Origin of the sequence: Klebsiella sp. B345, from assembly GCF_051131735.1 — a bacterium.
GTDB lineage: Bacteria > Pseudomonadota > Gammaproteobacteria > Enterobacterales > Enterobacteriaceae > Klebsiella.
The window spans coordinates 1,127,874-1,145,745 of record NZ_CP180443.1 but is presented as its reverse complement, the minus strand read 5'-3'; the positions used below and the strand labels follow the sequence as shown (position 1 = coordinate 1,145,745).

Below are 17,872 nucleotides of genomic sequence, written 5' to 3'. Positions count from 1 at the left end.
ACATACAGAATGCAAGAGAGTATCCAACTGGTTATCGATTCCGCGCCATTTCTGTTGAAGGGCGCGGTATTTACTTTACAGCTCAGTATCGGCGGCATGATTTTTGGCTTGATACTCGGCTTTGTCCTCGCGTTAATGCGCATGTCGACGCTGTGGCCGGTGAAATGGCTGGCGAGAATGTACATCTCTATTTTCCGCGGCACACCGTTGATCGCCCAGCTGTTTATGATCTACTACGGTCTGCCGCAGTTTGGTATTGAGCTGGATCCTATCCCGGCCGCCATGATTGGCCTGTCGCTGAATACCGCGGCCTACGCGGCGGAAACGCTGCGTGCGGCAATCGCCTCCATCGACAAAGGACAGTGGGAAGCGGCGGCCAGTATCGGGATGACACCATGGCAAACGTTGCGTCGAGCCATCTTGCCACAGGCCGCGCGCGTTGCGCTGCCGCCGCTCTCCAACAGTTTTATCAGCCTGGTGAAGGATACTTCGCTGGCAGCGACAATTCAGGTGCCTGAGCTATTCCGTCAGGCACAGCTGATTACCTCGCGTACGCTGGAAGTGTTCACCATGTATCTTGCCGCCTCGTTGATTTACTGGGTGATGGCAACGGTATTGTCTTCGCTGCAAAACTATTTTGAAAACCAGCTGAACCGCCAGGAGCGTGATCCAAAATGAGTGCCATTGACGTCAAAAACCTGGTGAAAAAATTCCACGGCCAGACGGTGCTGCACGGTATTAACCTCAATGTGCAGGAAGGGGAAGTGGTAGCCATTATTGGTCCCAGCGGTTCCGGTAAAACGACGCTGCTGCGCAGTATTAACCTGCTGGAACAGCCGGAAAGCGGAACCATTCGCGTGGGGGATGTCACCATTGATACCGCGCGCAGTCTTAGCCAGCAGAAAGGGTTGATTCGCCGCTTGCGCCAGCATGTGGGTTTTGTGTTCCAGAACTTCAATCTGTTTCCTCACCGCACGGTGCTGGAGAACATCATCGAAGGGCCGGTTATCGTCAAGGGTGAGGATAAAAACGAATCGATTGAACGCGCCCGGGGCCTGCTGGCAAAAGTCGGGCTGACGGGGAAAGAAAACAGCTACCCGCGTCGCCTCTCTGGTGGGCAGCAGCAGCGCGTAGCAATCGCCCGTGCGCTGGCGATGCGCCCGGACGTGATCCTCTTTGATGAACCGACTTCCGCGCTGGATCCTGAGCTGGTGGGCGAGGTGTTGAATACTATCCGCCAGCTGGCACAGGAGAAGCGCACGATGGTCATCGTGACCCATGAAATGAGCTTCGCCCGTGATGTGGCCGATCGCGCCATCTTTATGGATCAGGGCCGTATCATCGAGCAGGGCCCGGCAAAAACGCTGTTTGCTGACCCCCAGCAGCCACGCACCCGTCAGTTCCTTGAAAAATTCTTGATGCAGTAATTAGATCCAGCCTGGCGTGGCCGTCCCCAGCGGCGCGGGTGGTCGCGACCATACCACCGGTGTTCCCGGCAGATGCAACGGAAAGCGCAGACGTTGGCCCAGCCCGAAGGCTGACCACTCAAGCGCTGGCTGAAAATCAGGCTGCCGTGGGGCGCAAAAAGCCTCATCCTGTTGCGGTGTTGGCCACTGCATCAAGTCTGCCGCTACCCGGGCTAACGACAGGCGGGCGCGATAACCTTCTCCCAGAACGGCGCGCCGGTGAACACCTTTGAGCACTGCCGCCGCCATCAAGTAGCCAGTGGCGTGATCTAACGCCTGCACGGGCAGAGGCACCGGTTTATCTGCCTGGAGCCAGTCCTGACCGGCCGCAGCAATGCCGCAGGCCATCTGTACCAGGCTGTCGAATCCACGACGGTTGCGCCACGGTCCACTCCATCCCCAGGCATTCAGTGAGACATCGATCAGCCCCGGGCGAATTTTTGCCCGCATCTGGCTATCTAACCCCAGGGCATCCAGCGCGTCGGCACGGTAGCCGTGCACGATGATATCGGCCTGATGCAGCAAATCAATTAAGCATTGCTTACCAATTGGCGATTTTGCATCCACTCTGGCGCAACGTTTTCCAAGGGTAATTTCTTCTTCGAGCGTCGCTTCTTGCCACGCTGGCGGATCGATCCGCAAGACGTCAGCACCGAGCCCGGCCAGCAGACGAGTGGCGACCGGACCAGCAATAATGCGGGTTAAATCGAGAACCCGAAGACCGAGCAGAGGTCTGCCAGGCGGCAGGGCCCAGTCGACGGGAGAAATGGGCGGTAAGTGCTCCTCAAGCAGCAACGGTTCCCTGCAGACTGCTTGTCCTTGCGGGTGTGCCAGCCACTGCCGGGCGCTACGCATTGCGGCGGCACACCCCCCCGCATCGACAACCGCCTGTTCCAGGGTTTCTGCCCGCCACTGACGCACCCGGTATGCCAGCGAATCACGGGTATCATGCTCACCTAAAACAGCCGCCATCGCCCGCCGGTGGTGGGCTGCGTTAGTGTGCAGCCGGATCCAGCCATCCTGAATGGCGTAGTCGCCCGCCAGTGGATCCCAGAGCGATTGAGGCGTCCGGTTGACAGGATAGAGACTACGGTTGAACCAGAACGCCGAGAGACGGCGATCGACACTCGGCGTCTGTGCGGTGTTGATTAGCTGGGTGAGTTGACCGCCAACGACGGCCAGCGAGGCCGAAGCAAAATCGGTAACGGCAAAGCAGGAGGGCAATGCGCCGGAGGCGGTAAATTCGATTTCGGGGGCTGGCTGGTGACTAAAGGCGCGCCAGAGTCGCGAATATATCGTCGGTAGCGAGGGTGGGGGCGACATACTCTTCTCCTGGAATCGCTGGATGATATCACTAACGATCTAATAAGTGCGATGTATACGATATTTTATACATAGAAATAAGATTTATGTGTTAGTTTTCTGTATTTCTAATAATGATTATTACTTAGGGGTTATTTGCTCGGTTATGAGGGACAATGATTTTTTCAGCTGGCGGCGGGAAATGCTGCAACAATTCCAGTCATTCTCGCGCGGAGAAGAGGTTTATAATCTCCTGCAGCAACAAACTCAGGGCCTGGAATATGACTATTTTGCGCTATGCGTACGTCATCCCGTGCCTTTTACACGGCCCAGAATTACGCTGCAATCGACCTACCCGCAGGCGTGGATGTCGCACTACCAGGCTGAGAATTTCTTCGCGATTGATCCGGTCCTGCGAGCTGAGAATTTTCTGCGCGGTCACCTGCCATGGAATGATAGCCTCTTTCGGGATACGCCGGAGTTGTGGAACGGCGCGCGCGATCACGGGCTGTTGAAAGGGGTCACGCAGTGTCTGACCTTGCCGAATCACGCCCAGGGTTTCCTGTCCGTTTCAGGTCAGCAGCGGGGAGCTGGGCCCTATCCTGACGATGAGCAAGAGATGCGCCTGAGGACGCTGATCGAACTCAGTCTGTTGACGCTATTACGTCTGGAAGATGCGATGGTGATGCCGCCGGAAATGAAATTTAGTCGGCGTGAACTGGAAATATTGAAATGGACCGCGGAAGGGAAAACATCCGCAGAAGTGGCGATTATTCTCTCGATCTCGGAAAACACCGTTAATTTTCATCAAAAGAATATGCAGCGCAAATTCAACGCACCAAATAAAACCCAAATCGCCTGCTATGCGGTGGCGACTGGTTTAATTTGAGCCCGTAGGTTGTTCTGCGTGTCAGACGTGGGGGACCGGCTGTCAGAGATACTCACAGCCGGTTTGTTGTTACTGGCGGTAAGCTTGTTTAATTTGCTTAACGGTGCTGGAGAATACGGCAGCCTGAGCCTCGTCTTCCATCTGCGTGATCTGTTTTTCCATTTTAATAATCACACGACCAGCATCGGCCTGGCCCATTGCCTGGAGCATCAGCGTCAGCAGCGTTTTCAGGCAGGTCACTTCCTGTGCCAGTTCTTGATTATTTTCTGCAGTGGAAAAATCTGGAGTGCTCATCGATATCCTCGTTTGCTATCGGCGCTTTTGCGCATTACTAACTGTTAAGGCGGCGCAGTATACCACAAGCGGCGGAAAAAAAATGAGTGAGTAATATCTGTTCTCTCATCAGAGCTGTTGGCTCATTTAATTGACTGAATAATACGTATTCTTTCGCAAAAAAAGCGTTAATTACGACATAAAGCATTTTCAACGATAATTATTGTTACATATTTTACATCCTATTTTTCAGTGGCGTCAGGCGTGACGCAGTCGCCGTTTTGTAGGGCAAATGTTAAAATTGAAGCGTAATACAACTTACTGTTATGTATAAGTTTCCAGACACTGTGCAAACAAATTGACAGAGCGGGTTAAGAAACTTTCTGCCGGGCATTCTTTTGGCTTTTAAAGTGACGATAAAACCCGGTAATATGTATGCGATAAGTTTTCTGTCGCGTTGTCCCTAATTCTGGAGATTATTCCTTTGATCAACGTCCTTCTTGTTGATGACCACGAGCTAGTGCGCGCAGGGATACGACGCATTCTGGAAGATATAAAAGGGATTAAGGTTGTCGGTGAAGCGAGTTGCGGCGAGGATGCCGTAAAATGGTGCCGTGCCAACTCCGTTGATGTTGTCCTGATGGACATGAACATGCCGGGGATCGGTGGTCTCGAAGCCACGCGTAAAATTGCGCGCGCCATCGTGGATACCAAAGTCATTATGCTCACCGTCCATACTGAAAATCCGCTGCCAGCGAAAGTGATGCAGGCTGGTGCTGCAGGCTATCTCAGCAAAGGTGCGGCGCCACAGGAAGTGGTGAATGCCATTCGTTGTGTCGCCTCCGGTCAGCGCTATATCGCTTCTGATATCGCACAGCAAATGGCACTCAGTCAGATTGAGCCGGAAAAAACGGAATCGCCGTTTGCCAGTTTGTCTGAACGTGAATTGCAGATTATGCTGATGATCACTAAAGGTCAGAAGGTGAATGAGATTTCGGAGCAGTTAAATCTGAGTCCTAAAACCGTCAACAGCTACCGTTATCGGATGTTCAGTAAATTAAACATCCATGGTGACGTCGAGCTGACCCACCTGGCAATTCGCCATGGCCTGTGCAATGCGGAGTCGTTAGCAAGCCAGTGAGTGATGTTTTTGACGCAAAAGCTTTCCTGAAGACGGTCACCAGCCAGCCGGGTGTCTACCGCATGTATGATGCTGGCGGCACCGTCATTTATGTTGGCAAAGCAAAAGATCTGAAAAAACGGCTGAGCAGCTATTTTCGGAGCAACCTGGCTTCGCGTAAAACCGAGGCGTTGGTCGCGCTGATCGCGCAAATCGATGTAACCGTAACCCATACGGAAACGGAAGCCCTGCTGCTAGAGCACAACTACATCAAGCTCTATCAGCCGCGCTATAACGTGCTGCTGCGTGATGATAAATCCTATCCTTTTATATTCCTCAGTGGTGATTCTCATCCACGTCTGGCGATGCACCGAGGCGCTAAACACGCCCGGGGTGAATATTTTGGTCCTTTCCCAAATGGCTATGCGGTGCGTGAAACCCTTGCGCTGCTGCAAAAAATTTTCCCCGTCCGCCAGTGTGAGAACAGCGTCTACCGCAACCGGTCGCGTCCCTGTCTGCAGTATCAGATTGGCCGTTGCCTTGGCCCCTGCGTCGCCGGACTGGTTAGTGAAGAAGAGTACGCGCAGCAGGTAGACTATGTGCGGCTGTTCCTCGCAGGTAAAGATGATCAGGTGTTGACGCAGCTGATTGCCCGGATGGAAAAAGCCAGCCAGTCGCTGGCGTTTGAAGAAGCCGCGCGCATTCGCGATCAGATTCAGGCCGTGCGGCGAGTCACCGAGAAACAGTTTGTCTCTAACACCGGTGATGATCTCGACGTTATCGGCGTAGCCTTTGAAGCCGGCATGGCCTGTGTCCACGTGCTGTTTATTCGTCAGGGCAAGGTGCTGGGCAGCCGGAGCTATTTTCCTAAGGTGCCCGGTGGGACCGAGCTTGGTGAAGTCGTTGAGACCTTCGTCGGGCAGTTCTATCTGCAAGGCAGCCAGATGCGAACCTTGCCTGGGGAGATTCTGCTCGACTTTGCGCTTGGCGATAAAACGCTGCTGGCGGATTCCCTCTCTGAACTGGCGGGGCGCCGGGTCAACGTCCAGACCAAACCGCGAGGCGACCGCGCCCGCTATCTGAAGCTGGCACGAACTAACGCCGCCACGGCATTGACCACCAAATTGTCACAGCAGTCGACAATTCATCAACGTCTGCAGGCGCTCGCCAGCGTGCTCAAACTTCCGGCGGTAAAGCGCATGGAGTGTTTCGATATCAGCCACACCATGGGCGAGCAGACGGTGGCCTCTTGTGTGGTGTTCGATAGCAACGGGCCGCTGCGTGCGGAATATCGGCGCTACAATATCACCGGGATCACACCGGGCGATGATTATGCGGCGATGAACCAGGTGCTACGCCGTCGCTATGGTAAGGCGATAGAAGAGGGCAAGATCCCGGATGTTATCCTGATCGATGGCGGCAAAGGTCAGCTCGGACAGGCGAAGAGCGTTTTTGCTGAACTGGAGGTGCCGTGGGATAAGCATCATCCTCTATTGTTAGGTGTGGCAAAAGGTAGCGATCGTAAGGCCGGGCTGGAAACGCTATTCTTCGAACCAGAGGGTGAGGGATTTAGCCTGCCACCTGATTCGCCGGCGTTGCACGTCATTCAACATATTCGTGATGAATCGCACGACCACGCCATTGCGGGACACCGCAAAAAACGGGCAAAAGTGAAAAGCACCAGTTCGCTGGAGACCATCGAAGGTGTGGGGCCAAAACGCCGCCAGATGCTACTGAAGTACATGGGGGGTCTGCAGGGGTTGCAGCAAGCAAGCGTCGAGGAGATTGCTAAAGTACCGGGTATATCTCACGGTCTGGCAGAAAAAATCTTCTACTCGTTGAAACATTAGGGGCTCTGTAGCAACATAGGGCTAATTTTTACTTCTAACAAATAGTTACCCGTTACTATGCAATTTAATATCCCTACATTGCTGACTCTGTTTCGCGTCGTCCTGATTCCGTTCTTCGTGCTGGCGTTTTATCTCCCCTTTGCCTGGGCGCCGTTTGCCTGCGCACTGATCTTTTTCGTTGCGGCGGTGACCGACTGGTTTGACGGTTTTCTGGCGCGTCGTTGGAATCAGAGCACGCGTTTCGGCGCTTTCCTCGACCCGGTTGCCGATAAAGTCATGGTGGCGATTGCGATGGTGCTGGTGGTTGAGCATTACCACACCTGGTGGGTGACCTTGCCGGCGGCTACGATGATCGCGCGAGAGATTATTATTTCTGCACTGCGTGAGTGGATGGCGGAGTTGGGTAAACGCAGCAGCGTGGCCGTGTCCTGGATCGGCAAAGTGAAAACTACCGCGCAGATGACGGCGCTGGTGTGGATGCTGTGGCGGCCGAATATGTGGGTTGAGTGGGCCGGTATTGGGCTGTTTCTCGTGGCGGCGGTGCTAACGCTGTGGTCTATGCTGCAGTATTTGAACGCTGCGCGCGGAGATTTGCTTGATCAGTGATCGTTTCGGCGTAATTTTCAGCAAACGACACAATGATTTAAAAAATATCGTTGACTCATTTCGCCAGGTAAGTAGAATGCATCGCATCGAACGGCAGCACAGCTTGCCAGACGGTAACAAAATCAAGTGATTAGCAAATTAGCTTGATATTGCGGGAATAGCTCAGTTGGTAGAGCACGACCTTGCCAAGGTCGGGGTCGCGAGTTCGAGTCTCGTTTCCCGCTCCAGTTTAAAACATCGGCAATTGCGGGTGTTCAGATTTAAAGGCGCGTTAGCAAAGCGGTTATGTAGCGGATTGCAAATCCGTCTAGTCCGGTTCGACTCCGGAACGCGCCTCCAATTTACATCCCGAGCCCGGATGGTGGAATCGGTAGACACAAGGGATTTAAAATCCCTCGGCCATAGGCTGTACGAGTTCAAGTCTCGTTCCGGGTACCATTGGGATTATAGAATAAAATCAATGATAAGCAGTGTCGTGAAACCACCTACGGGTGGTTTTTTTGTTTTTGTCCCTTTCACGCGCAGCCTCATGATGCTTCGCTCACCCTGTTATAACTGCCAGTAGATACCGCCAGGCACCGCTTGTCGACTCGTCATGCTTGTCAGGATTGTTCCATTTTCTGCAGCTCACATTATTAGCAAACTACGCTAAAATAACGCGCCGGCATGCCGGGCATTATCCTTTGGGAACAGAATGTCAGTACGACAATAAAAACAATTTAAATGAGGGATCTTATGGCTACATTGTTCGAAAGCTACGGTAATTGTTTCCGTAAATATGCCACTTTTCGCGGCCGGTCAGCGCGCCAGGAATATGTGGTTTTCACCGTCGCCAACTTTGTGCTGTCTATCGTTCTGGGGCTGATCCCAATCATTGGTGGGTTATTTGGTCTGCTCATTATTATCCCCGGTATCTCGGTGGCGGTCCGTCGCCTGCATGATCTGAACAAATCCGGATGGTGGCTGCTTTCTCCCTATCTCATCCTGCTGATTGGCTTTATCGGTATCGTGGCTACCGTTGAGGACGGTGAAGCGACTGGCTGGCTTTGGTTCACCGGGCTGGGCGGTATTGCGGTACTGGTAATGTCCATTTGGCTGCTGTTTGCTCGTGGCACCGCTGGCACCAACCGCTATGGCGATGAACAGCAGGACGATGATAACAGTCCGCCTGTTGGCCCGCTGGGTGCCGTACACTCTTCTGCGGAAGGGGTCAGAGAGCGTCTCGCGCAGGCGAAGAAAATGTTTGAAGACGGCACGATTAATGAGAGCGAATACGAAACAATGCGTGCCAGCATCATTAAAGATATCTAATCACCCAGACTGAGCTACCTGCCGGGTAGTTTTCTCCCGGCATTTCCGCTACTGTATGCGCCATTTTCTACCATGACGAGCCTGTTGATGAAAACCGGACCCCTGAACGAAAACGAACTTGAATGGCTGGACGATATCCTGTCGAAATACGCCACCGATGGCGCCATCCTTGATGTCTCAGAGCTTGACGGTCTGTTGACGGCCATTCTCTCCGGCCCGAAAGAGATTGAGCCTGCGCAGTGGCTGCTGGCTATCTGGGGCGGCGCAGATAACGTGCCGCGCTGGGCAAACGACCGCGAGCGCGACCATTTTGTAAACCTCACTCTGCAGCATATGAGCGATATTGCCGAGCGCCTGGAGGAGTATCCTGACCAGTTCGAACCGCTGTTCGGCACCCGTGAAGAAGAAGGGCAGGAGCTGACTATCGTTGAAGAGTGGTGCTTCGGTTATATGCGCGGCGTGGGGCTTAGCGATTGGTCTGCATTGCCGGAAGAGCAGCAGGCGGCGCTGGACAGCATTGCCCTGCACGGCACAGAAGCGCAGTTTACGGCGGTTGAAGGGCTCTCGGTCGATGAGTTTATCGCCAGCGTAGACAACATTACCCCGGCAGCGCTCTCTCTGTATCACTACTGGACAGAACATGCCGAGCCAGAAGCAGTGGCGCAGCCCATCAGAAATGAGGCAAAAATCGGGCGTAACGACCCGTGCCCGTGCGGCAGTGGTAAAAAATATAAGCAGTGTTGCTTAGCCAAATAAAAAAGGGGCCATCTGGCCCCTTTTTTTTATCCCACTGCCGGGAGCAACCCGGCGACGATGCTGAACTGAATCGCAATCACCGCGACACCACACAGCAGCACTAACCACAGCGCCAGCCCGCCTCCGGCGACCCGCCACGCGGCCTGTGGATGCTGCTGACGGCTCTTCATCACCAGCAGCGACGGCAGTATCAGCGCCAGTACCGCCAGCGCGACGCCGGCATAACCTAACGCCATGACAAATCCACGCGGATAGAACAGGGCAAAGGCCAGCGGCGGCAGAAAGGTCAGCGCCCCGCTTTGCAGACGGCCGGCGGGGGTATTTTTGCGCTGGAACAGGTCCGCCAGATAATCAAACAGACCGAGCGCCACGCCGAGGAATGACGTCGCCAGGGCCAGGTCAGCAAACAAATGTACCGCCAGTTCGACGTGTGGTGAAGCGACCACTTCACGCACCGCCTCTAACAGCCCGTTCAGGCCGGCATTCTTCGCCAGTAGCGCTGTAAAGGCGGGGGAATCAATGCTGCCGAGCGTCGCCAGCTGCCAGAAAATATAGGCCACCAGCGGGATAAAACTACCGATGATAAATACCCGGCGCAGCTTACGAATATCACCGTTGAGATAACTGACAATGCTCGGCACGCTACCGTGAAAACCGAAAGAGGTAAAAATCACCGGTATCGCTGACAGCGCAAGGCCTTGCTGGAGCGGCAAGGTCAGCAAATTGATCTGGTGAATATGCGGTAACAGCAGTGCCAGCATAATGGCGAGGAAAATAATTTTGGCGCTGAACAGAAAGCGGTTAAACAGGTCGACCAACGAGGTGCCCAGGCAGACAATCGTGCCGCCCACGGCGGTAAACAGCAATACGCCACCCGCCGGAGGAAGCGTCCAGCCCAGCCATTGGTTAAGGCTGGATGCCAGCAGTTCGCCCGCACCGCTGATATAGGCGGCGGTGAGCGCGTACATCAGGAACAACATGCAAAGACCGGTCATCCACTGTCCGTAACGACCGAGGTAACGTGCGGCCAGCGAACCGAGCCCCATATCTGCCGGCACGTGCTGATAGACTTCCAGCAGCAGCAACGCGGTGTAACACATCAATGCCCACAGTGAGATCAGCAGGCAGAACGTGACCCCAAAACCCACGCCTGCTGAAGCCAGCGGCATCGCCAACATCCCTGCGCCGATGGTGGTGCCGGCGACGATTAAAATACTACCAAGAGTGCGGTTCTTCACGTTTTTCTCTATCCATGAAGGAATAAGCAATAAAATATGCCGCGCAGAGTATGTGAAATCGGCACGTTCGTCAAATGAGGGTTACAGTGCCTGTAATCATAGGTTTACATGATCAAGTGATTGCCTGAAGACTGCGCTGGCGCAACATGTCCAGCGGTTGCTCCGGCTATGCTGTGCGTTTTACAGGAGGGGTTATGTCATCGATTCATGGTCATGAAGTGCTGCAGATGATGCTTGCTTCAGGGGAGCATTACACTACCGACACTCTTGAAGCGGCAATTTGCGCGCGTTTTGGCGCCGATGCTCGTTTTCATACCTGTTCGGCACAAAATTTAAGCGCGGCGGAGCTGGTAGCTTTTCTGCAGAAAAAAGGGAAATTTATTGTTGAAGAGTCGGGCTTTAATACCCGGGAAAGTAAAATTTGCCGTCATTAACAGGGCGGCGAAGCGCTGCCTCGCCGCCGTGATAATTAATTCTGGGTGTCGAGCGTAGCCAGCTCTTTATCAATAAAGTACAGACCTTCGCCGCTTTTACCGGCGAGGGTAAGTTTATCAATAACAGATTTAAATAATTTCTCTTCTTCGTGCTGCTCAGCAACATACCACTGCAGGAAATTAAAGGTCGGATAATCCTGATTGGTCATTGCTGCATGGGCCAGCTCATTAATTTTCTGCGTGATCAGCTGCTCGTGTTCGTAGGTGACACGGAACAGATCGTCCAGCGATGTGTACTCGGCAAACGGTGATGCAATGGTGTTGATGCAAGGCAGGCTGCCGGTGTCGGTCAGGTAATCAAACAGGCGCTGCATGTGGGTCATCTCTTCCTGCGCATGACGGCGGAGGAATGCGGCTGCACCTTCAAAGCTGTGGTAGCTGCACCATGCGCTCATTTGCTGATACAGCAGAGAAGAATAAAGCTCGAGGTTCATCTGCTCATTCAGTTTATCGATCATTTCTGTTTTCAGCATAGCGTGTGCTCCGAATATAAAGGCTAAAGATTATTGTGTGGTTACTATAATTTGTTATTAATTTATTTGCAAAAAGTAAATTAAAAAATGTATTTATTAAAAATGATAATGGGAATAAAACGCATTGGCAATTTAATAATAAATGAGAATGGTTTTGGTTTAATATTTTAATTATCTGCTATTGGCGGTAATACTGTGCAAGTGATAGGCCATTCACGGTCACAGTGTGTGGGTATTCGCTTGTGGATCCTGCAAGCGCTCTCGGGGAAGGGCAGGGCATTAGCGGCAACAGGAAGGCAAAAATGTGAACCACTACGTAATTTATAAAACAACTTTTCATAAAATTTGAAAGTACGTTTGTTAAGTAGTAGAGTCTTTCACAACGCTAACGAACTACTGCGGGAGTACCCGCGCAGCATTCAGGAGAGTAAAGCATGAAAATCGCATTGATGATGGAAAACAGCCAGGCCAGCAAAAACGCCACCATCCTCAACGAGTTAAACGCCGTTGCTGATGAAAAAGGTTTCCCGGTATACAACGTCGGGATGAGCGATGAGCAAGACCATCATCTGACCTATATCCACCTGGGCATCATGGCCAGCATTCTGTTGAACTCTAAAGCGGTGGACTTCGTTGTCACCGGTTGTGGTACCGGACAGGGCGCGCTGATGTCTCTGAACATCCACCCGGGTGTTGTGTGCGGCTACTGTATTGATCCTGCTGATGCCTTCCTGTTTGCTCAGATCAATAACGGTAACGCGCTGTCTCTGCCTTTCGCCAAAGGTTTTGGCTGGGGTGCCGAACTGAACGTACGCTTTATCTTTGAAAAAGCCTTCACCGGCCGTAAAGGTGAAGGCTACCCGCCGGAGCGTAAAGAGCCGCAGGTTCGCAACGCCGGCATTCTGAACACCGTTAAAGCTGCCGTGGTGAAAGAGAACTATCTGGACACCCTGCGCGCTATCGACCCGGAACTGGTCAAAACGGCGGTCTCCGGCCCACGCTTCCAGCAGTGCTTCTTTGAAAACTGTCAGGACAAAGAGATCGAAGCCTTCGTACGTCAGATCGTCGGCTAATCGCGTCTACTTGAGTATAAAGAGGGCCAGCAAATGCTGGCCCTTTCTGTTTTATCTCTTCTGCTTCTTCGAGACACTGCTGCCGGCATCTTTGGTCAGGCGCAGACTATCAACCATTCCCACCAGACAAATCAGCGCGATAAACACGAAAGAGAGGCGGAAGCTCACTCCCGGCACGCTGGTCAGGTTCAACCACTCGCTGGCTTTTTCCCCGATGCGTATCCCGATGGCGCCGAGGGTGATCCCTAAACCGACGGCCAGCTGCGAAGCGGTACTGAACAGGGTGTTGGCGTAGCTCATCTGTGGCGACGGTACATCGGCGAAGGCCAGCGTGCTGACGCCGGTGAACTGGATCGAACGAAATACGCCGCCGAGGTACAGGATCAGGCAAATCAACCATACCGGCGTTTCTGGGGTTAAGAACGCACAGGCCAGCAACGACAGCACGTTTAACGCGCCGTTGATCAACAGCAGACGACGAAAGCCCAGCCAGCGAATCAGCGGCGTAGTGGCCGGTTTGATCGTGAAGTTGCCGACAAACACCGCCAGCACCAGCAGCCCGGAGTGGAAGGGATCCATGCCAAAACCGACCTGAAACAGCAGCGGCAGCAGGAAGGGGACGGCGCTGATTGAGGCGCGGAACAGCGACCCGCCATACATCGTAACCCGGAAGGTCGGGATCTGCAGCGCGTCCAGGCGCACCATCGGCCAGGCCGCGCGGCGGAAATGGCGTAGTGAAAACAGCATGCAGGCGATCCCCAATCCCAGCAGGGCGAGAGTGGCCCAGCCCTGAGGCTGAGTATCGCCGAGCAGCTCCATCGCGCTCACCAGACTGACCATCGCTACCGAGGTCGCCAGGAAACCGGGAAGGTCGAAAGGACGCCGTTCCTCTTCCCGGATGTTCGGGATAATGCGCAGCGACAGCGCGATAGCGATCAATCCGAGGGGGACATTAATAAAGAATATCCAGTGCCAGCTGGCATAGCTGGTGATAAAGCCGCCAAGCGGCGGGCCGATGATCGGGGCAACTAGCGCGGGCCAGGTCAGGGTGGCAATCGCTTTGATCAGCTGATCCTTGGGCGTGGTGCGCAGCACCGCCAGTCGGCCAACCGGAACCATCAGCGCGCCGCCCATGCCCTGAAGAACGCGCATGGCGACAAAGCTGTCAACGTTGGTGGATAAGCCGCAAAAAACCGAGGCCAGGGTAAATATCGCCAGCGCGAGGGTGAAGATTTTTCGGGCGCCAAAGCGATCGGCAATCCAGCCGCTGGCCGGGATCAATACCGCCAGCGTAATCAGGTAGGCGCTGATACCGATATTGAGGTCAACCGCCGCGACGCCAAAATCCTTCGCCATATCCGGTAACGCGGTGGCGATCACCGTACCGTCGAGAAACTCCATGAAAAAGGCCCCGGCGACTAGCAACGCCGGAGCGGAGAAGGCACGGTCTTCCCGGGAAGAGATATCTGTACTCATTGTGTCTGCCATAGCAAGGTGAGGTTAGCCGCGAAGTACGCCCCAGACGCGTTACGCGTACCTTCCTCATTTTGTTTATTTTTTAAATTATACTTGTAATAAAAATGTGATTTGTAGCAAATTTCTATTGATTTATGTGACGCAAGTCATATTATAGCCCTATCGACAGTAACACCTGCATAACAAAATAACGGAGTCACTCCATGAAGTTGCGCAAAATTCTGAAGAGCATGTTCGAACAATATTGCAAAACCTTCAAAGATGTACCGCCTGCCGGTATGTTCTGATAAAAAAACCTGCTGCGGCAGGTTTTTTTATCTCTCGGAATTTAGGTTACTATTACGCTCCTCGAAATAGGAGTAATAAATGTCTCAACACCTCACTGAACAAGACGAACTGGTCTCTGACGTTGTCGCCTGCCAGCTAGTTATCAAACAGATCCTCGACGTCATTGATGTTATCGCCCCTGTTGAAGTGCGCGAGAAGATGACCACGCAACTGAAAGCCATTGATTTCGCCAGCCATCCAGCCTCCGCTGACCCGGTAACGCTGCGCGCGGTGCAAAAAGCCATTGCCCTGATAGAACTGAAGTTTACGCCGCAGGGCGAAGCGCACTAAACGCTGACGCCCCGCCAGAATCCTGGCGGGGCGTGAACTCCGATTAATGAGAAGCAACGGGACTGATCTGGGTAGCTTGCTCATCTCTGAACAGCTTACTGTTACCCCAGCACTCTTCATAACGATGGCCGACTAACCCTTCCACCACGATGCGCACATCGGACGGGATATCGCTAATCTTGCCGCCAGCCTTAATTCGCGCCACTTCCTGCAGCACTATCAGGTGCGCTTTGCGATCCAGCTTCATCTGCTTGCTGAAGACAATCGCCGCCAGCGCCAGCAGAATCACACCGCTACAGAACACTACGGCAATCGCAGTCACCGCGCTTTCAGGCTGCGTATGCGCTTTTGACTGGAACCCGTAGTAACTGAGGATGGCACCCATGGTGAAGACGATAATCGAACGCAAAATTTTACCGGAGAAGGTCATCGCACCGGCATAAATCCCTTCGCGACGACGGCCGGTATAGATCTCATCGACATCGGCTAGGAAGGTATAGACGGTCCACGGAATGTAGTACACGCCGCCGGTACCGAGACCAAACAGCACGGTGATCCCGAACATCAGAATCGTTGCCAGATGAGACGGCAGATGGAAGAACCACAGCGAGGTGTAGAGCAACACGGAGAAAATCACGATGCTCAACGCCAGGATGTAGGGCTTGCTGAACCCTTTTTTCACGCACAGGCCGATGAACAACGCGGTAGAGACCAGCTGCAGGATGGAATTCAGGCTGTTCAGCCCGGCAACCATCGCCGGATCGTGTTGCAGCACAAAGATCACGAAGTAGGTAAAGATTGAGGCAAACAGCCATTCTGCGCCGAAACCACAGAGATACATGCCGAGGTGTTTACGGAATACCCGCAGATAAAAGGTCGAGATCATATCTTTCGCCAGCGTCGACAGCGTCGCCAGCAGGCTTTTTTTCTTGTTAACCGCATGGTCTTCTTCACGCGGACGCTCCCAGCTGCAGAACCACAGGCAGGAGATGGCGATAATCAGAATCAGGCCATAGGTCACCCCGGTAAGGAAGAATGGAGTGGCTGAATCTTTGCCGTACAGAAGGATAAACTGGCCCGGAATAAAGGCCGCCAGGAAGTTGGCCAGTTTACCGAAAATCGCTTTATAACCGGTAAGTTTTGAGCGCAATGCGAAATCATCAGTCATTTCTGTGGCTAATGTTTCGTAAGGCACCATAACTGATGTATAAATGATTTCGAAGATGACGTAAGTACACAGGTAGTACCAGAAGCTGAGGCCTTCAACCCACAGCAGCGGGTAGAACATCATCAGTGGAATACCAATCAACAAGAAGAAACGCCGCCGTCCGAAGCGTTTGCCAAGCCGTGTTTTACCGAAATTATCGGTAAGATAACCCATCAGCGGGTTACTAATCGCGTCAATAATGCTGGCGACGGAAAAGATAAATGCTGCCTCGATCAGCGTCAGGCCGCAGAACGTCGTATAGAAATACAATAGCCAGGCGCCGCTGATTGCCAGTGCGCCACTCCCCAGTAAGTTACCGCCGCCGTAGGCTAGCTGATGGCGTAACAAAATCGGTCTTCCCTGCAACGCTTGTGAGGTTGAAACCGTATCTCTTGCCATTAATATAAACTCCGTGTTTTAAATTTTTGAAACGCTGTTTTTATATTCTTATGGAGAATGTTAAAAAGTGATCGCCGTCACTAATTACCGCCTGCGATATTCGGCCAGGCCGTAATGAGATCTACTTAAAAGTTTTTAATGCTTTTCTGGAATAAAAACGGCGCCGAAGCGCCGAAAATGATGTTTCAGAGAAACAGAGACAGGAAGCGTGAGTGCATGGCGGTTAGCTGCAGCGCTGTGGTGTGACCAGCGAAACCGTTCCCTCAGGAATCCCTTTCGCTGAGGGAACGGTTAATGTGGTGCCCGCCACTACGGACTTAGTTCGGGCGAGGCGTGACCAGGCTTAGCATCTGGCGATCGGTCTGTTGCATACACAGGCCGGCTTTATCAGCATGACGGACTTTTTCCAGCACGCTTTGCAGCAGGATGCCATCCTGGCGCTGTTCTTTCTCTAACTGAGTCAGGAAACGCCAGGTGGTGTCATCGCTGTGGGCTTTGGCCTCTTCGGCTAGCCCGGAGAGCATGTTGCTACGCTGTTGGTGATCGGCAAGCGTAGCGGTAAAAAGCTCTTCGAGAGAATCGCAGTCATGACGATAGCAGCTTTTGCTTTTGACAATCGGCCAGCTGCCGCCAGTTTTCATAAAATCGAATACGCGCATCATCTGCGTTACTCGGGACTGCGCCCGGGAGCGTAAAAAGGTGGCGGTGCCGCTCAGACGCTGCTGTTCACACCATTCACTGAGATGCAGGTATAAATTTGACGCGTGGAACTCAAGGTTCATCTGATGATTGAGTTTTTGAGCCATTCCAGGAACAACCATAAAAATATCCTTATTTAAGCTGGAGGTATCATTCGCACGTCGAGAGCCCTCATCCGTAAGCATCCGCATGCAAGACTCATTGCGTGCCACATTATTAGCAAAAAAATCAATTTGCATTTCCCTGTGCTGTCGATAATTTATTTCCGACTACCGACAAATATAGAATACGCGTAAGAATGCGTTAAGAAAACTCTCAAGCATCGGTATTTACGTTTCGTTACAACATCCCTGCTAAGTGTATTGTTATATGATTTAATCTCATTTTTTATGTTTTCATTTTATTGATTTTATTGCTGTTTTAATTTTTAGGAAAAAGGATGAGTGCTACGATATTTATATTAAATAAGAGTTTAACCTGACGTTAATAATTCGGTCATAACGAATAAATATTGCGAAAAAAATGTCAAAATAAATGGCGCGGATGCGTTGCTGCGCCCCAGGACACCTGGCTGGCAACTTTTTCACGGCTGAAGGCGGCTTCTGGCCCCGCGAGGCCTGTC

General features: G+C 52.7%; 19 protein-coding genes, 3 tRNA genes and 1 pseudogene. 15 read left to right on the top strand and 8 right to left on the bottom strand.

The genetic code is table 11. The features are described 5' to 3' along the window. The first annotated feature begins 9 nt into the window (after positions 1–9). Together tcyL and tcyN are read left to right on the top strand one after the other, a co-directional pair. Positions 10–678 carry a cystine ABC transporter permease gene (gene tcyL / locus ACMYSO_RS05395; RefSeq protein WP_434584079.1) on the top strand — a complete coding sequence of 223 codons (669 nt, stop codon included), beginning with the start codon at positions 10–12 and terminating at the stop codon, positions 676–678. Continuing rightward, the gene (gene tcyN / locus ACMYSO_RS05390; RefSeq protein WP_434669628.1) at positions 675–1,427 is read left to right on the top strand and encodes an L-cystine ABC transporter ATP-binding protein TcyN; all 753 of its coding nucleotides are present in this window, start codon (positions 675–677) and stop codon (positions 1,425–1,427) included. The genes tcyL and tcyN overlap by 4 nt, the downstream gene beginning before the upstream one ends. On the opposite strand, the gene ACMYSO_RS05385 is transcribed toward tcyN, so the two are convergent. Next, positions 1,428–2,789: a CoA transferase gene (locus ACMYSO_RS05385; protein WP_434669627.1), complete on the bottom strand. Its 1,362-nt coding sequence runs from the start codon at positions 2,787–2,789 to the stop codon at positions 1,428–1,430. A gap of 145 nt (positions 2,790–2,934) precedes the next feature. On the opposite strand from ACMYSO_RS05385, the gene sdiA reads away from it, so the two are divergent. Beyond that, positions 2,935–3,657 (top strand): transcriptional regulator SdiA, encoded by a 723-nt coding sequence (gene sdiA, locus ACMYSO_RS05380; protein ID WP_434670743.1) that lies wholly within the window; start codon positions 2,935–2,937, stop codon positions 3,655–3,657. 69 nt (positions 3,658–3,726) lie between these two features. On the opposite strand, the gene ACMYSO_RS05375 is transcribed toward sdiA, so the two are convergent. After that, positions 3,727–3,951, bottom strand: coding sequence for a DUF2594 family protein (locus tag ACMYSO_RS05375; RefSeq protein ID WP_004864152.1), 225 nt, complete (start codon positions 3,949–3,951; stop codon positions 3,727–3,729). A gap of 463 nt (positions 3,952–4,414) precedes the next feature. Between ACMYSO_RS05375 and uvrY the strand changes: the two genes are divergently transcribed. From uvrY to ACMYSO_RS05335, 8 genes are all read left to right on the top strand, one after another. Continuing rightward, positions 4,415–5,071, top strand: coding sequence for a UvrY/SirA/GacA family response regulator transcription factor (gene uvrY / locus ACMYSO_RS05370; protein ID WP_434584082.1), 657 nt, complete (start codon positions 4,415–4,417; stop codon positions 5,069–5,071). Then, positions 5,068–6,900: an excinuclease ABC subunit UvrC gene (uvrC, locus tag ACMYSO_RS05365; RefSeq protein WP_434669625.1), complete on the top strand. Its 1,833-nt coding sequence runs from the start codon at positions 5,068–5,070 to the stop codon at positions 6,898–6,900. Before uvrY ends, uvrC begins: the two co-directional genes overlap by 4 nt. A gap of 57 nt (positions 6,901–6,957) precedes the next feature. Continuing rightward, on the top strand, positions 6,958–7,506 hold the full coding sequence (gene pgsA / locus ACMYSO_RS05360) for a CDP-diacylglycerol--glycerol-3-phosphate 3-phosphatidyltransferase (RefSeq protein ID WP_123754940.1): 549 nt from the start codon (positions 6,958–6,960) through the stop codon (positions 7,504–7,506). Positions 7,507–7,657: 151 nt separating this feature from the next. Next, positions 7,658–7,733 (top strand) — tRNA-Gly (locus ACMYSO_RS05355). A gap of 38 nt (positions 7,734–7,771) precedes the next feature. Beyond that, a tRNA-Cys gene (locus tag ACMYSO_RS05350) sits at positions 7,772–7,845 on the top strand. Between the two features lie 13 nt (positions 7,846–7,858). Further along, positions 7,859–7,944, top strand: a tRNA-Leu gene (locus ACMYSO_RS05345). Positions 7,945–8,241: 297 nt separating this feature from the next. Next, positions 8,242–8,817: a DUF805 domain-containing protein gene (locus ACMYSO_RS05340; protein ID WP_434669623.1), complete on the top strand. Its 576-nt coding sequence runs from the start codon at positions 8,242–8,244 to the stop codon at positions 8,815–8,817. A gap of 87 nt (positions 8,818–8,904) precedes the next feature. Beyond that, the gene (locus tag ACMYSO_RS05335) at positions 8,905–9,573 is read left to right on the top strand and encodes a YecA family protein (protein ID WP_434669622.1); all 669 of its coding nucleotides are present in this window, start codon (positions 8,905–8,907) and stop codon (positions 9,571–9,573) included. A 26-nt stretch (positions 9,574–9,599) separates the two neighbouring features. Here the strand turns inward: ACMYSO_RS05335 and tyrP are convergent, their stop codons facing one another. Next, positions 9,600–10,811, bottom strand: coding sequence for a tyrosine transporter TyrP (tyrP, locus tag ACMYSO_RS05330; RefSeq protein WP_434669620.1), 1,212 nt, complete (start codon positions 10,809–10,811; stop codon positions 9,600–9,602). A gap of 194 nt (positions 10,812–11,005) precedes the next feature. Between tyrP and ACMYSO_RS05325 the strand changes: the two genes are divergently transcribed. After that, positions 11,006–11,245 carry a YecH family metal-binding protein gene (locus ACMYSO_RS05325; protein ID WP_434669619.1) on the top strand — a complete coding sequence of 80 codons (240 nt, stop codon included), beginning with the start codon at positions 11,006–11,008 and terminating at the stop codon, positions 11,243–11,245. Positions 11,246–11,280: 35 nt separating this feature from the next. Here the strand turns inward: ACMYSO_RS05325 and ftnA are convergent, their stop codons facing one another. Next, positions 11,281–11,778: a non-heme ferritin gene (ftnA, locus tag ACMYSO_RS05320; RefSeq protein ID WP_434669617.1), complete on the bottom strand. Its 498-nt coding sequence runs from the start codon at positions 11,776–11,778 to the stop codon at positions 11,281–11,283. A gap of 64 nt (positions 11,779–11,842) precedes the next feature. Beyond that, positions 11,843–11,945: pseudogene (locus tag ACMYSO_RS05315) on the bottom strand (hypothetical protein); the annotation flags it as partial. Between the two features lie 267 nt (positions 11,946–12,212). On the opposite strand from ACMYSO_RS05315, the gene ACMYSO_RS05310 reads away from it, so the two are divergent. Continuing rightward, positions 12,213–12,851: an RpiB/LacA/LacB family sugar-phosphate isomerase gene (locus tag ACMYSO_RS05310; protein WP_123754936.1), complete on the top strand. Its 639-nt coding sequence runs from the start codon at positions 12,213–12,215 to the stop codon at positions 12,849–12,851. Positions 12,852–12,902: 51 nt separating this feature from the next. Here the strand turns inward: ACMYSO_RS05310 and ACMYSO_RS05305 are convergent, their stop codons facing one another. After that, a complete protein-coding gene (locus tag ACMYSO_RS05305) occupies positions 12,903–14,327 on the bottom strand; it encodes an MFS transporter (protein WP_434669616.1) in 1,425 nt (474 codons plus the stop codon). 203 nt (positions 14,328–14,530) lie between these two features. Between ACMYSO_RS05305 and azuC the strand changes: the two genes are divergently transcribed. After that, the gene (azuC, locus tag ACMYSO_RS05300; protein ID WP_015583995.1) at positions 14,531–14,614 is read left to right on the top strand and encodes a stress response protein AzuC; all 84 of its coding nucleotides are present in this window, start codon (positions 14,531–14,533) and stop codon (positions 14,612–14,614) included. Between the two features lie 79 nt (positions 14,615–14,693). Beyond that, on the top strand, positions 14,694–14,945 hold the full coding sequence (locus ACMYSO_RS05295; protein ID WP_004864113.1) for a DUF2766 family protein: 252 nt from the start codon (positions 14,694–14,696) through the stop codon (positions 14,943–14,945). A gap of 43 nt (positions 14,946–14,988) precedes the next feature. Here the strand turns inward: ACMYSO_RS05295 and ACMYSO_RS05290 are convergent, their stop codons facing one another. Both ACMYSO_RS05290 and ACMYSO_RS05285 read right to left on the bottom strand, forming a co-directional pair. Continuing rightward, entirely contained in the window at positions 14,989–16,500 is a 1,512-nt protein-coding gene (locus tag ACMYSO_RS05290; protein WP_174508142.1) for an MFS transporter, read from the bottom strand. A 368-nt stretch (positions 16,501–16,868) separates the two neighbouring features. Continuing rightward, positions 16,869–17,372: a non-heme ferritin-like protein gene (locus ACMYSO_RS05285; protein ID WP_434669614.1), complete on the bottom strand. Its 504-nt coding sequence runs from the start codon at positions 17,370–17,372 to the stop codon at positions 16,869–16,871. Positions 17,373–17,872: the final 500 nt, after the last annotated feature.